The following is a 14,493-nucleotide window of genomic DNA, read 5'->3' as shown; positions in this document are numbered from 1 at the left end:
TTTTACACCCTCTTCTTTGTTAATTTAAGTAATACTTTGCTCAAGCTTTCTTCCGTAAGATCCTCTGCATCAGCAAAATCTGATACCGTAAAAGCAGACTCTGTTGTTGGTTTATTTATAAGTTGACGAAGATGCCTCAACATACCATCTGCTATCACTTGAATTTTTAATTTAGAAAACTGTTCCCTACTATACATCCAAATAAAATGTAACTTTTCATCTTTCACCATTCCGATAACATCAATTAGATGAGATGGTTTGGAATCTGGAGCATGATCTAAAAATGTAAATCCTGTCTCTTGCATAAACAAAGAGTCCCTTGAAAACACCTGATCAAATTGGCCCAAATAGTTAAAGCTTATTGAAGGCTTTTGCTGATAAAACGGAAGTAATCCTTTATTCAAGTAACGTAAAATACCATAGTCAACTCCGCGATTTGGGATTCGACGCAATTGCTCTTTGACTGCCTTTAACCCTTCAATAGGTGTCTGAGTTCCTTGAAAATTGAGATGAACGGGATAAATACTCGTGAACCAGCCCACTGTCCTTGATAAATCAATACCTTCAATCATCTCTTCTCTCCCGTGTCCTTCTAGATGAATAGAAACGGTTTGCTGATTTGTACAATCGACGATAGCTTGTCCTAATGCCGTTAATAGTACCTCATCAATCCTTGTCTTATGAGTGACTAGAACTTCGTGAAACAATGCTTGTGTTTCTTCTATTCCTAAAGTCCCCGTCACTTGATCAATCGATTCATCTGTCGTTTCTTGTATTGGATAGTCCATTGGAATTTTCATCGTTTCTTTTTCTACTTGTTCATTCCAATAATCCTTTACTTCTTTTGAAATACCCGAATCACTGTATGTCTGAAGTCGTTCAGACCATTCTTTAAAAGATGTACTTTTCGCAGGTAAGCGAATTTCTTGACCTTGTTTCATCTGGTTATATACCACCTGTAAATCTTCCAATAGAATCCTCCATGACACTCCATCTACTACTAAATGATGTATCACCCAGAATATTCGATCATTTTCAGTCAAGTTATCTTCAAAGTACACTACTTTCATTAACGGACCAGTAATTAAATTGAAACTAGCTTGATGAATATTCATCTCTTCTTGTATTATTTTATTCCACTCTTTTTCATTAACTTGATTCCGTTTTACAACATGGAGTACTGACAGCTCATCAGTCCCTTCATTTCTCTGCCTCCACGTTCCGTTTGGTAACTGTTCGTACCGGAAACGTAAAGCATCATGATGTTTCAGTAAATTTAATATCGCTCCCTCTAGTAATTTCACATCCAATCTTTCTTTTACTCTTAAAAGCATTGATTGATTCCAATGCTCTGTATGTGGATGTTCTTGCTCGAAGAACCAGCACTGAATTGGAGTAAGAGGCACATCACCTATCACAATTCCCTGCTCCGCTTGTACTCCCTGCGTTTCTATAGCCACTTGTGCCAGCTCAGCGATAGTTGGGCATTCAAACATTTGCTTTGGAGTAAGTTTTAACCCCACTTGACTTGCTTGAGATATGATTTGAATACTGAGAATCGAGTCGCCACCAATTTCAAAGAAATTATCATAGATTCCCACCTTTTTAACACCTAATACTCTCTTCCAAATGGTAGTTAGTATCTGTTCGTTACTATTCCGAGGGCCAACACATTCACTATTAATCTGCGTTTCCTCCGGCATAGGTAAGGCCTCACGATCAACTTTACCGTTAGCTGTAAGTGGAATAGCTTCCATCGCCACAAATCCCGAAGGAACCATATAACTTGGTAGTTTCGCTTTAAGATACTCTCTCCACGCATCTACATTTCCATCTCCTACAACATATGCTACTAATCGTTTATCGCCTGGCTGATCTTCTCTTACAATTACAACTACCTCTTTTACATATGCATATGTATGTAAAGTAGACTCAATTTCCCCAATCTCAATTCGGAAACCACGTATTTTAACCTGATGATCAATTCTTCCACGATAATCTAGATTCCCATCTGGCAAATACCTCGCTAAGTCTCCTGTCCGGTATAATCTTGCTTTCAGATCACTACTAAATGGATGAGATATAAAACGCTCTGCTGTTAATTCAGGTCTATTTAAATACCCACGTGCAAGCCCTGCCCCGCCAATATAAAGTTCACCATCAACACCTATAGGAACAGGTTGTTGATAAGCGTCTAGTATATACACTTCTAAATCGGGAATCCGCTTTCCAATATTACTTCTTGAAGCCTGCTGCACATCATCTAAAGTAATTGGATAATATGTAACATGAACTGTAGTTTCTGTAATTCCATACATATTAATTAACTGTGGGTTTTTCTCCCCATACCTTTGAAACCACGGTAACAAGCTAGTAGGTTCTAACGCTTCTCCGCCAAATATGACATAACGCAGCTGCAAATTTTTATTCTTATCTTCTTGTTCACACACTTGTATTAATTGTCGAAATGCGGAAGGTGTCTGATTTAGAACTGTGACTTCTTCCTCCACCAATAATTGATAAAAATCCTTAGGTGATCGACTAATCCAGTACGGAACAACAACTAATTTTCCACCATATAATAATGCTCCCCAAATTTCCCATACTGAGAAATCAAATGCATACGAATGAAAAAGCGTCCAAGTATCTTTTTCATTAAACTGATACCAACAATCCGTCGATTTAAATAACCGAATGACATTGTGATGCTCTATCATAACGCCCTTTGGATTTCCCGTTGATCCCGAAGTATAGATTACATATGCCAGATTTTGGGGACCGACACTAGAAACCGGCAAAGTCTTACTTTCTTTCCCAATCTCATCTTGATCACGATCCAGGCAAATCGACTCAACATTTTCTGGTAACCAGTTCAATTCTTTTAAACTTTCTTGCGTTACGAATAACTGAATGCTAGCATCTTCTAAAATATATTGAAGTCGTTGCTCTGGATATGTTGGATCAAGTGGGACATAAGCCCCACCAGCCTTCAAAATCCCTAAAATACCTACAATCATCTCGTGGGAACGTTCAACGCACAGTCCAACTAAAGTATCAGGTCCTACTCCTTTTTTCTGCAGATAATGAGCTAACTGGTTTGCACGTTCATTAAGCTCCTTATAAGTAATTTTTTCTTTTTCATACGTAACTGCAATAGCATTTGGATAAATCATCGCTTGCCATTCGAACATTTCATGAATAGTTGCTTGAGGCGGGACATCCAGTTTAGGATTGTTGAACTCAACTAAACTTTTTCTTTTATCCTCCTCAGAAATGATTTCTATTTCAGCCACCTTCTGCTTTGGGTTTTCAAAAATATTTTCCAGTATCACTAGCATAACGTTAAAGAATCGTTCTATCTCTTCCTTAGAAAATAGCTCCTCACGATAATCAATATGTACATGTAAAGAGTCTATATCAATTAGATTTTCAATATGCACTGCAAAATCTTGTACTTCTTCACGGTTTGGAATCCATAGTGAGTCACCACTTTCATCACGATCCCTATAATCAATCGTAGTTCCGAAAAGTCTCACATTACTGTTATTCTCTTTATTAATCTGCTTTAATAACAAATCAAATGGATATTTCTGGTGTCTTAATGATTTACTTTGTTTTCTGGACACCCTACTAATAAATGAAAGTACTTCTTCTTCTGGATCAATATCCATTCTTAAAGGAACTGTACTCACCATCATTCCAATCAATTTTCGTTCCATTTTAGTCATACGGTTGCCGTAAGCCATTCCTAAACCAATATCAAGCGATGAGGTCCACCGATACATGGACAACGAGAAAGCAGCAACAAAAAGGGTGTATAAACTAAATTTGTAATCTTCAGAAAATTTTTCTATCTTTCTCTTCAAATGCTCCGTTAATATAAACGTCTCACGTGATGCTTTGGTACTAACTTGGTACGTATTATAAGGCTTCAACCCGGTCACAGATGGCAGTGTTTTAAATTCCTCTAACCAGAATTTTTGATCTTTTTGAAAACGACTACTATTCAAGTATGTTTGTTCATTAGTCAGAAATTGAACATATGAATTTTTAATTTCGCCTTCCTCATTCTCGTTATGCATGTCATAATAATATTTTGCAATCTGCTCAGTAAATATTTGAATTGATAAACCATCCATAATAATATGATGAACATTTCCAAAGACCGCACATTCATTATCGTTTAATTTTATTAAAGCGAAATAGTATAAATTCGAATTAAATAATGTAAACGTTTCTTTTGCTTTCTGCTCAATCCATTCCTCAAGCAAATTTGTATTCTCCACATTACTGAAATCAAAAAACTCAAATTCTTGTTCTTCATGTTTAATAAAATATTGTTTAGGTTCTTGATGCCCATTTTCTTTTAACCTAATGCACAGACCGTCATTTTCACTGATAACGCGATTCACAACTTGGTTTAATTTTGAATAGTTCATTTTTCGATGAAGTTTAAATAAAAATCTTAAATTACATATTCCTTTATCAGAATGAATAACTTCTGTATACCATATTCTTCGCTGCGGATGGCTTAATGGATAACATTCCTCATTGGTCATAAAAATCTTCCCTTCAAAAATTATTTGCTCTTATAGGTTCGTGTTTATGTTTAGCCCATAAATATTTCTGCAGTGAAACTCCAATTACTCCAATAATAACAAGCCCAATCCCTCCATAAACATAGAGTTGAGTTACTCCAAACAAATGCACTAATGGGCCACTCATAGCAGGGGAAATAATTAAAACTGCGTTTGTTAAACTGCTTTGTATACCAAATACTCTTCCTACTTGATCTTGATCGGATTCTATTTGTAATATGACTTGATTAGATACAAGCATCAGCCCACTTCCAATACCAGCGATAAAACTAATTAAATAGGCTAAAACGAAGACCGTACCGGGCGTTATCAAACCAATCCCCCCAAAACCAATTCCCATTAAAACCATACCTCCACATACTACCCAGCCATATTGAAATTGTTTTAATTTCTGAGTTAGTAATGCACCAAGTATTCCGCCAAGACCAATAATAGAAATGATATATCCCATTTTACTTTTATCATGTGGGAATAAGCTCTTAAATAAAGTTGGGAATTGTGAGTCTACTAATTGTAATACTGCCATGGCTATTGTAACGAAAATCATGGTTGATAATATTATCCGATTAGATAACACATAACCCCACCCTTGTACCCAAGCGGTCCAAGTACTTTGTTTTTGCTTTTCAACAAATTCTTTCGATATAGTTTCTTTAAATTTTATTGTGGGTATCAAAACTAAAGTAGCTAATAAACAACTTATAGCTCTTATAATGAGGCAGAACTCTGGTTGAAACCAACTCAGCAACATGCCCCCTATAAGTGGGCCTACTATCTTTGTACCCTGCTCTACTATTCCGTTGATACTTACTGCTTTAGTAAGCAAGTCCGGGGATACAATCTGTCTTGTTAGTGTTTGCTGTGCAGGATAATAGAAAACAATAAAAATGGAACGAATCATTAATGCCACTAAGAGCCAGTGGATATCTTGTACAAATAAAAGAGAAATTGTTATTAGACCAACCATTAGATTACAGAACATCATAATTGGAATTTTTCTAAAACGATCTGCAATAACACCTGCCCATGAGCCAAAAATAATTCCAGGAAGTGCATATGCAACAGGAATCAATCCAATCATAGTAGGATCTACTTCCCATTCAAACCCAACTATAGTCATAATCGCTAACATATCAATAAAAACACCAAGCATAAGCAATGAATAGGCAGAGAAAACTTGTAAATAAACCCTATTTCCTAATAGGCCTTTTGAATCAGTAGTTTTCATAAAAGCAAGCTCCTTAGGTTACTAATATAAACGCTTTTGCGTATAAGGTACCTCTTTATTAAACTTAATTAATCATTATTGACATCTCACCTAGAATTTAACATCGTCAAAACTCAAACCACTCTTGTTTTTCATATATTTAAAATAGTCAGACAAACGAAAGCGCACCTATTTCTTCATTTTTATATCAACTGTTACAAAATATATCTTTACCTTACACTAATAACGGCTAAACGTTTCCTTAATATAACCCTTTACAGTCGTTTGCACATTCAATTCACATCCTTTTTAAAGTTGGCTTTTTTCTATCTCAAATACTATCACACAAATATTTCACCTACTATATTCATAAAGTTGAAATATTTGAATCAGAAAATTCGGATAAAAAACTAAATCCACAAATCATACCAAACAATTATTTAGTTATATTGTCATTTTATAGATAGTTTTAGCCATAAGGATATCAAGAATTAAGTTTTTTAATTTTATTAACATAATAGTTTATAGAGACTATAAATCCTACTAAACAAAAAAATAAATATACAATAAAGTATATTTATTTTTTCTTATCCTACATATTTTCTATGCAAATTAATTCCAATAACTAAAGTTGATAATAAAAATATAATATTACCAATCACTAATGAACTCATAACAAGAATTGAATAATATAGTATTAATACTTCTGCACCTACTACCTATTTTATTTATTGGATATTTATACTTCAAAAAAAATTACACATCATTCACAATTAGGATACATACCCAAAATATCATTTGAACATGTTATTATATTTTAAGATAATATAAAATCAGTTTTTCTATAAGAGAACTTAATTTTTATGTAGTACGAAATTGTTAGTAATACAGTATATACTAATTTAGTTATAAAAACATTTAAAGACCACCTATTTCCATAAGTGATCTTTCTTTGTGATTCTGTATTTGTGCACTACTGTAGAAATATATCGTAGAAACGCTTTGTTTGCTAAATGTTTAGTTCTTTCCATTTACTAAAAAACATAGCTTCATACACTTAATATCATATTCGTTACATTGCAAACTATTATTTTGTCTTCTGTACAGGCAAACTACTAAAAATTAATTCAGCAACTTTTACATATCCTTTTGAGTTTGGATGAATTAAATCCTTAGACCAAAGCGTATTGTCATTAACTAAATGATGATTCCAAAAATCAACATGATGAAGCTTATACTCTCTGCTCAGTGAATGTATAACTTCATTTGCCTCTAATAATTGTTCTTTTATTTCTTGTTTTTTTTCAGAAGCAAAAGGAAGCCTAACTGTAAAATCAGGAAGGTTTGCTATAATAATATCAGCCCCTGCTTTACTTAATGTATCTATCATAAATTCCATATCGTTCTTATATGCATCATGATTCCAACGTCCTTTTAAAACATCGTTTGCCCCTGCAATGAGACTAACCAAATCTGGATTAAAAGTTAACGCCTTTTCCAATTGCTGCAAGCGAATTTCTTCAGTTACTAACCCACGCTTTGCAAAATTGGCATATTCTATATCTTTTTCACACAGTTGAACAAAATGATCTACCCAGCTTTTTAATGCAATTCCCTCAACTTCATCCCCTATCCCCTCTGTAAAACTATCACCAATTGCTACAAATCGCTTCCACATATGTATTCCCCCTTTATTTTTAAACATATCTATACTATACAATAGCTCACACCGTAATTGTTATTTCTAAGTGGTTTTCGATTTCAATTATATTCCACTTTACTATATTTACATTTAGAATCCAAAATTGACCGATTCCCAAGTATACTAAGGAATCGGTCATATTCGTATATTTACTAAAGAAATAAAATCCCTCTAGGAATTATACTTTTTTCAAAAAATTTGTTGTTCTTTGTTTTGCCCAGTTGATACATTTCTTTTCGATTAAATGATACGAAACTATAGAAAAAAGTAGTGTCATTGCAATGCACAAAGTAAGAAGAAAAAATTACACCCTAACATTCCAAGCTATCCACATAAGAATCTATAGTGCTTTGAAACCTTTTGTTTCAAACTAATATTTAGTTGTATCCTATAAAATTAGCTTTTTACTATATCAATCGTACGATCCCACATACCACTAAAAAAAGATCCTGTTTTACGTATAAAACGTGTAAGCCAATTTGCTTGTTCCACATCAGATTTTGTTACAAGGTCTATTTGTAATGAATTACCTGATAAGAACCCAGGATCTGTATTATCTTTAGACGAGATAATCATTTTACTAATTGTTACACCTTTTTTAATAGGCGCTTCTTGTTCCGTATTCGATACTTTAAATTCTTTTTTATAAATGTCTTTATTGCCCTTCGGCATTGGAAGTGAAACAGCTTGCTTCGTTTGAACTACTACATCTTTGTCTTTTGCATTTGCCACTCGAACTGTTTCATGTCCTTTTATTACTGAATCTTTTCCGTAGACATTCTTCACTTCAAAATTCGCAAATCCATAATCGTATAATTTCTTTGTTTCATCAAAACGTGCCGTATGAGATTTTGCTTTTATCACTACAGAAATTAGGCGCATACCATTTCTTTCTACTGTACCAGTGAAACAATCTCCCGCTTCTGGAGTCGTTCCTGTTTTCAAACCATCTACACCTTCATATTGCTTAATTAAACCTTTTAACATCCAGTTAAAGTTCGCCATATCAATTGGATATTTACCACCCTCTTGGAATGTTTTTTTAGGAATTTTTGCTGTATTTAATATTTGGGGAAAATCTTGAATAAGACGTTGTGCTAAAATTGCACAATCCCTTGCAGACATTTTATTTTTCTCGTCTAGAGTTGTCCCTTCTAGGTGATATCCTTTTAAATCTTGATTTGTTAAGCCGGTAGAGTTTACAAACTTATAGTCTTTCATACCAAACTCTTTTGACTTATCGTTCATCATTTTTACAAAATTGACCTCTTTACCAGCAATCTGTTCAACTAAAGCAATTGTTGCACCATTTGCAGAGTAAATTGCCATTGCCTCATATAACTCTTTTACCGTATAAGAGCCACCATTTTCTAATGGAACATTTGATAGTGAACGATCTTGCGAAATCTTATGTGCATATTCAGAGATTTTAACCTTTTGATCCCATTTAAGTTTTCCTTTATCCACCGCTTCATAAACTAAGTATTCGCTCATCATTTTTGTCATACTAGCAATTGCCAATGATTCATCTGCATTTTTTTCATATAAAATTTTTCCAGAATTTGCTTCTATTAAAATTGCTGACCCTGCTTCAACGTCTATAGCAGGATCTGTTTCCGCTGCTGCTTTTCCAATTGTAACGACCATGCTACAAAATATTGTAAGCACTGTTACTATTGCAATAACTCTATTGCAAAACATACCTTTCACTTCTGTTACCTCCAATTTCTTTGTACTTAAAAAAAGCGTTATTCTAACATAATCCCGCAAAAAAATAGAAAGTGTTCTCAAATTGTATATACATATAAAACGTTTGAATCGCTTTCATATAGACCATCTCATCCGACATTTTTAGGTGCGCTAATACTTTGTATTCCCACACATATCCTTATTTTTAATCCCCTTATATTTTTCAAAATGATTCACACTTTCATATTTTTTTAGGATTACAGTTAATAGACAATCTAAATAATACATTTGTTCCACATTTACAAAAAATAAAAAACTACACCCTATACTGGATGTAGTTTTTCTAACTGATTTATTTATTTTTCACTTCATTTTTATAAAAAGCAAATAATGGTTCGATGGATGGACTAGATAACAGCGGAATTGCCTTCTCAATCAATTTCCTATCCCAATCAAACCAACGCATTTCCATTAACATGTTTATTTCTGTATCAGTGAATCGTTTCTTTATTTCCTTAGCAGGATTTCCACCAACTATTGTATACGGCGGAACATCTTTACTTACGACTGATCCTGCAGCAACAATTGCACCTTCACCAATAGTAACGCCAGGCATTATTATAGCATTCATTCCAATCCAAGCATCACTTTTAATGACTGTATCTCCCTTAGGTTCATATGATTGTTTAATTTGCTCAGCGAATGGATATACTGTAATCCATTCTGAGTGATGATTATGATTACCACCCATTAAAATGACTACCCCGCTTGCTATGCAAACATAATTCCCAATAATGAGTTTGTCAAGGTGCCATCCCATCTGTTCAATTGGATTGAACAGTGCTTGGGACTTAGCATCTCCCCACAAATACCTTACACAGCCATCTTCAAAATTTTGATGACTATAATAGCCTGAATAATAGGAGTACTCTCCTACTTCAATGAGTGGATTTGTTACTATATCTTTTATATACTTTGTTTCTGACCAATGATTAAATAATGGATGCTTCATAACTTTATTCCTCGCTTCTAAGTATTATATATATTGCTATTTACTTAGAAGCTTACTACGACTGCTACATTTTTTAGCTTTCTCAAACGACGAATCATTATCTTCAAGCCTTTCTTTTATACTATAAAAAAGCATAACGCAATACATTACACTAGTCAAATTGTGTAATTTTGAACACATCTTAAACAGCGTAATACTGCAATAGGAACATGAAAACACTCTAACTTTGATACAAATAATATATTGATTACATTTAGTTCATATTTTGTAAAAAAATCTTAATTGCCATGACAAAGCAAACAATAACCACTATTGGTCGTATTAATGCCGTCCCTTTTGTAAGCACCATCTTCGCCCCAATATATGATCCTATTATTTGACCAAGCATCATAATCAATCCAATTGTCCAATCGATTTGGCCAAAAATAATAAAATACAACAAAGCAGCGAAATTACTTGTAAAGTTCAAAATCTTAGCATTTGCAGTCGCCCGTGTAGCACTATATCCACATAAGAGAATGAATGCTAAAGCAATTAAACTACCTGTTCCTGGGCCGAAGAAACCATCATAAAATCCCAGTAACGGAGCCACTGTTAACGCAAACAACAACATACTTATTTTTCTCGGTCGATCTTCGTTTGCTATATTTGGAGATAATAGAAAATAAATGCCAATAAAAACAAGTAAAAAAGGTAATATCATAATTAGATATTCTGCTCGTATCTGTAAAACAAGCCATCCACCGAAAACTGATCCAAAAAAGGTCATTAAGATGGACAAACGCATTTCTTTAAGATTAATTTCTTTCTTCTTAATAAAAAACACTGTTGCCATGAGAGTTCCGCTACTCCCTTGCAGTTTATTAGTTGCTATCGCTACAGAAGGAGACATACCTACTAATAACATTATCGGGATAGTTATCATACCACCGCCTCCAGCAATCGTATCTATCCATCCTGCTAATACAGCTACTAAAAATAGTAGTATGAGTAATTCAATAGTAAAATCCATACAAAGAATATGGGAAGGCTTGAGCTATTATACCCCAAACCTCCCCATCTTCCCTCCTCTCTTTAAACTAGTTAATTAAATCTTTAAAGTAACTTTCTTTCTGATCACGTAATCGGCTGGAAACGTATTGCCTGCAAACAATTCTTCTTCCGTATTTATTATTTCCAATCGGGATTTTATATTCTTCCTCAGATAACCTTTCTCTACCATGAGTTACATTTGTTTGTTTACCATAGTATGAATTTGGTATAAGTAATAAATCTTCAGATGTAAGTGGAACCTTATAAGTAGGCGTTGTTCGTAAGAGTTCTAAAAACATGTCAAATTTCAATTTTTCTTCTTCACTTTCTCCTACATAAATCAATCTATTCTCTGCTCCATTTAAACAAGTTGCAATAATATCACCATTATCATCTAAAAATATAATTTGGTTTATTTCCCCTACAAATCCCGATATTTCACCATCAGCCATTCCTGCGATATGAGCAATAGGCATTTTACTTATCGCCAATATGTCATCTTTACTGAAGAAATTTTCTTCAAGATGCTTTTGAAGTAATTTTGGCGTTCCAATATGAGTTTGAGTTTTTAAATTTAACACTCCTTTTAATAAAAGAGCATCAACTCTAGTAAATTTTCCACAAGTAATTTCAGACACTATTCGTTCCACGGATTTATTAAGTCTATTTGATACAATTTCTAAATTCGTATTGAATGTTTTCAATCTTGCTTCAATATCTGATTGGTCTTTCATATCTGTATACACTGTGGCATCGTTATGTTGATAAAAGTTCCCGCCACCGGTGCTTGCACCGACATTTCGCAAAACTTCATCGTTGTTTAAAGGTGAAATGAGATGAAATCTATTTTTCCCTGCATGTTCGGATGGGTGAATTAAAGCATCATAATTAAAAAGTGTGGCAAAAAGCCAGGTGACCCATTCTGCATAAAAATATTTTTTCATTCTATCGTGTTCGTCTTCACCATAATTAAAACCTCTGCGATTTTCCCCAGGTAATAGTGTTTCTATAGGATCACATGGAGTATTTTTAATAAGGATAGGCGGTACGTTCCCACCACAATTCGCTATTTTTATCATATGTAGTAGATTTTTCATGTCTGAATTCGGAGTTTTCTTTGAATAGTCAATCAAACAATTAAGCCACTCTTTTGAAAAATATGCTGCTATTTCTTGATCACAAGTATAAGGATTATGAGTTTTTAATTCATTTTCTATCAGATTCTTCATTTTATCCTTCAATAGATTCGGAATAGTAATTTCTTCAATTTCTGTAATCTGCAGTATTCCTTTATTCATTATAAAACCTCCGTTGTTTTATTTTTTACACCCTATCTTCTATTAAACAAACTATCCACTTCTTTTTTACTCCTTTACTTTTCGTCAGAGCTATTAGAATTACCGATTTACAAATAAAAAACATGGAGTATAAGAGATTTCTTCTTAGTTACATTTCCCCCACGAACCTCCATTGATTTGGCAAATTTAATTTGAAAATCTGATTCATTTTCATACTTTACTTTCAAACTATGTTTATATGATTTTCAATTCAAGTAAGAGTATTTCATTTTCTAAAGTTTTCCTAATTTTAAAATCAGAATTTTCAATACAACTATGTTAACATTAAAAATATAACACGAAACAAAAAAATGTAAATAAATAGTTTTTTTATAAAAAATAGTCAGACTATTTATAAGGTAATCCGTATTCCATTGAACCAACTACGGCCTCTCAATTTTATTGATAACAATAAAAAAGCCCCCTAAATGAATAGAGGACTTTTTCCAAGTATATTCTATTTTAAAGTTCTTACTTATCTTTTACTTTAAAAGATATTGCTGTAACTTCTTTATTAACAGTTCCATCCCGTTTGGACTTACGATAATCTTCCCATTCGCTAACGAAATATTGCTGTCTGAAATATCTCCTGTAAGTGCACAAGCTCTTGGAGATTGATATTTTCGTAAAATAATCTGATCCTCTTCTATAAACATTTCAAGAGAATCTTTTTCTACAATTCCTAAACTCCGTCTTATTTCCATTGGAATAACAATACGCCCCATACTATCTGCTTTACGAGTAATTCCTCTTGATTTCATAAAATGCCACCCTTTATATTTATCTAATATTACGGTATTCATTTTAGCAATAAACAACAATTAGGAATAGTTCGTATTACAGTACTTTTTTTAGAAATAAATAACAATTAGGAATAGTTTATGTTAAAATTCTTTCTTGTTTATTCTTGATTTTTAATATATTTTTCCTTGATCATTTTTATATATTGTTTTCTTTCAGTTAGTTCAAATATAAATAATGCTTTTTTTATGTCTGTTAAACCAACTTCATTAGAGTGCTGAACTTTCAATAAAATTGCACCTTTTTCAAAAAACAATTCACCTAATAAGTATAAAGTATTCATATTTATGGCTAATTTTATACCTATTTCACTATACTTTATTGCTTCTTCATATTGATTTGCAAGGTGTAAACATTTTGTTAACGTATGAATGAGTCTTAATTTGATTTCTTTTTCTCTAGGAAATTCTATCTTATTAAAATTAATTAAACTTTGTTTTAATATATTTATACTTTTCTCATACTCTTCATTTTCTGCATGTATTATAGCAATTGAATTCATTATGCTTATTTCTTTTTCTGATAAAAAGTTAGTACTACTTAAGGTTTGTTTTAGTGCTCTATTTAAAATGTCAAAAGCATTACTTGTTGCTCCATTTACATAATATATAGCAATCGCTTCATGCCATAATAAAAATTGTTTATCCTCTTTCGATTGGAAATTATTATCATTTTTCTCTTTTTTTACTATTTCATAAAGCTCATTATATTGTTTTTGTTTTACACAATCTCTCATTACACATTTTACATTTTCAATATATTTTATTTTTTTATTTTTGGTTAGTGCGAATATATAATTTGGATCAATACCAAGTCTTTCAGATAATTGATACAACAATATGCTAGATGGATAAATAATACCTTTTTCTATCTTACTAATTTGACTTTGTGAACATATTCCATGACATAATTCAGATTGTGACATGTTTTTTTTCTTTCTAAGTTCTTTAATAATAATACCAAGATTGTAGAATTCCATCTTTCCTCCCTCAAATGTAACACTTTATGAGTATAAGAATATTTTCCAACTTTTAATGTAATGTAAAATTGATATAGTTACAATTACTAATTATATGGATTTATAGTTTCTTTTACAAACTTGTATCACAATACGA

Annotated in this window: 9 protein-coding genes and 1 pseudogene; all 10 read right to left on the bottom strand. The window is 32.6% G+C overall.

Going from position 1 to position 14,493, the window contains the following annotated elements:
* Positions 1–2: 2 nt before the first annotated feature.
* On the bottom strand, positions 3–4,559 hold the full coding sequence (locus tag BHV55_RS12285) for a non-ribosomal peptide synthetase (RefSeq protein WP_070758103.1): 4,557 nt from the start codon (positions 4,557–4,559) through the stop codon (positions 3–5).
* A 13-nt stretch (positions 4,560–4,572) separates the two neighbouring features.
* Positions 4,573–5,826, bottom strand: a complete 1,254-nt coding sequence (locus BHV55_RS12280; RefSeq protein WP_048568147.1) for an MFS transporter — start codon at positions 5,824–5,826, stop codon at positions 4,573–4,575.
* 1,066 nt (positions 5,827–6,892) lie between these two features.
* The gene (locus BHV55_RS12275) at positions 6,893–7,483 is read right to left on the bottom strand and encodes an SGNH/GDSL hydrolase family protein (RefSeq protein WP_000265873.1); all 591 of its coding nucleotides are present in this window, start codon (positions 7,481–7,483) and stop codon (positions 6,893–6,895) included.
* Positions 7,484–7,685: 202 nt separating this feature from the next.
* Positions 7,686–7,811 (bottom strand): annotated as a pseudogene (locus BHV55_RS12270) (acyltransferase family protein); the annotation flags it as partial.
* Between the two features lie 92 nt (positions 7,812–7,903).
* Complete coding sequence (locus tag BHV55_RS12265) at positions 7,904–9,217, bottom strand: D-alanyl-D-alanine carboxypeptidase family protein (protein ID WP_048568148.1); 1,314 nt, start codon at positions 9,215–9,217, stop codon at positions 7,904–7,906.
* A 331-nt stretch (positions 9,218–9,548) separates the two neighbouring features.
* Positions 9,549–10,208, bottom strand: a complete 660-nt coding sequence (locus BHV55_RS12260) for a CatB-related O-acetyltransferase (RefSeq protein ID WP_000682538.1) — start codon at positions 10,206–10,208, stop codon at positions 9,549–9,551.
* Between the two features lie 253 nt (positions 10,209–10,461).
* Positions 10,462–11,220 (bottom strand): TSUP family transporter, encoded by a 759-nt coding sequence (locus BHV55_RS12255; RefSeq protein WP_000347986.1) that lies wholly within the window; start codon positions 11,218–11,220, stop codon positions 10,462–10,464.
* A 67-nt stretch (positions 11,221–11,287) separates the two neighbouring features.
* The gene (locus BHV55_RS12250; protein ID WP_048568149.1) at positions 11,288–12,538 is read right to left on the bottom strand and encodes a hypothetical protein; all 1,251 of its coding nucleotides are present in this window, start codon (positions 12,536–12,538) and stop codon (positions 11,288–11,290) included.
* A gap of 521 nt (positions 12,539–13,059) precedes the next feature.
* Entirely contained in the window at positions 13,060–13,338 is a 279-nt protein-coding gene (locus tag BHV55_RS12245; protein ID WP_000842216.1) for an AbrB/MazE/SpoVT family DNA-binding domain-containing protein, read from the bottom strand.
* A 140-nt stretch (positions 13,339–13,478) separates the two neighbouring features.
* On the bottom strand, positions 13,479–14,357 hold the full coding sequence (locus BHV55_RS12240) for a helix-turn-helix domain-containing protein (protein WP_000397984.1): 879 nt from the start codon (positions 14,355–14,357) through the stop codon (positions 13,479–13,481).
* Positions 14,358–14,493 lie beyond the last annotated feature (136 nt).

Origin of the sequence: Bacillus sp. RZ2MS9 (assembly GCF_001816185.2) — a bacterium.
In the GTDB taxonomy this organism is placed as follows: Bacteria; Bacillota; Bacilli; order Bacillales; family Bacillaceae_G; genus Bacillus_A; species Bacillus_A cereus.
Note: the sequence above shows the minus strand (reverse complement) of the source record. Positions and strands in the feature narration are given on the sequence as shown.

What these genes read in the sequence shown, in the direction of transcription:
- BHV55_RS12245 (WP_000842216.1), bottom strand. Translation starts at nt 13,338, where the DNA reads ATGAAATCAAGAGGAATTACTCGTAAAGCAGATAGTATGGGGCGTATT.
- BHV55_RS12275 (WP_000265873.1), bottom strand. Translation starts at nt 7,483, where the DNA reads ATGTGGAAGCGATTTGTAGCAATTGGTGATAGTTTTACAGAGGGGATA.
- BHV55_RS12285 (WP_070758103.1), bottom strand. Translation starts at nt 4,559, where the DNA reads ATGACCAATGAGGAATGTTATCCATTAAGCCATCCGCAGCGAAGAATA.
- BHV55_RS12260 (WP_000682538.1), bottom strand. Translation starts at nt 10,208, where the DNA reads ATGAAGCATCCATTATTTAATCATTGGTCAGAAACAAAGTATATAAAA.
- BHV55_RS12250 (WP_048568149.1), bottom strand. Translation starts at nt 12,538, where the DNA reads ATGAATAAAGGAATACTGCAGATTACAGAAATTGAAGAAATTACTATT.
- BHV55_RS12280 (WP_048568147.1), bottom strand. Translation starts at nt 5,826, where the DNA reads ATGAAAACTACTGATTCAAAAGGCCTATTAGGAAATAGGGTTTATTTA.
- BHV55_RS12255 (WP_000347986.1), bottom strand. Translation starts at nt 11,220, where the DNA reads ATGGATTTTACTATTGAATTACTCATACTACTATTTTTAGTAGCTGTA.
- BHV55_RS12240 (WP_000397984.1), bottom strand. Translation starts at nt 14,357, where the DNA reads ATGGAATTCTACAATCTTGGTATTATTATTAAAGAACTTAGAAAGAAA.